The organism is Staphylococcus sp. EG-SA-2 (genome assembly GCF_017152085.1).
In genome coordinates this window covers 1-656 of sequence record NZ_JACYHC010001181.1, presented here as the reverse complement: position 1 = coordinate 656, position 656 = coordinate 1, and the positions used below count along the sequence as shown (strand labels likewise).

Here is a 656-nt window from a genome sequence, read left to right as displayed (position 1 = left end):
TTTTATTTGGAGATCATGCCGCATCACCTCATGGCACACCAGGAGATCGCAGATTAAAAAGCAATGAATATGTACTATTTGATTTAGGTGTAATTTATGAGCATTATTGTAGCGATATGACACGTACTATTAAATTTGGTGAACCTAGCAAAGAAGCACAAGAAATTTATAATATTGTATTAGAAGCAGAAACATCTGCAATCCAAGCAATTAAACCTGGAATACCATTAAAAGATATCGATCATATCGCTAGAAATATTATTTCAGAAAAAGGTTATGGTGAATATTTCCCTCATCGCTTAGGTCATGGCCTAGGATTACAAGAACATGAATATCAAGATGTTTCAAGTACTAATTCTAATTTGTTAGAAGCTGGCATGGTTATTACAATCGAACCAGGTATTTATGTACCTGGTGTTGCAGGTGTAAGAATTGAAGATGACATACTTGTCACTAATGAAGGATATGAAGTATTAACACATTACGAAAAATAAGGAGTGGGATAAAAATGAAAAGCTTGTTACAAGCGCATTCTCATTCAGTCAAACACTGCCAATATAACATTGTAGCGCCTAAGACATAAATTTTTATCCAAGTCTAAATGCAATATGTAACAAACAAGCTAGAAACACATATGCAGGTATGTTCATCAGTAA

2 protein-coding genes are annotated in these 656 nt (G+C 33.7%); one reads left to right on the top strand and one right to left on the bottom strand.

Annotation, left to right across the window (positions count from 1 at the left end):
• The coding region (locus tag IDG60_RS28095) for a M24 family metallopeptidase (protein ID WP_206161082.1) at positions 1 to 494 on the top strand (494 nt) is incomplete at its 5' end.
• A 93-nt stretch (positions 495 to 587) separates the two neighbouring features.
• Here IDG60_RS28095 and IDG60_RS28090 read toward each other — a convergent pair.
• Positions 588 to 656, bottom strand: a 69-nt coding sequence (locus tag IDG60_RS28090) for a hypothetical protein (protein WP_206161083.1), incomplete at its 5' end; no start/stop codon positions are given.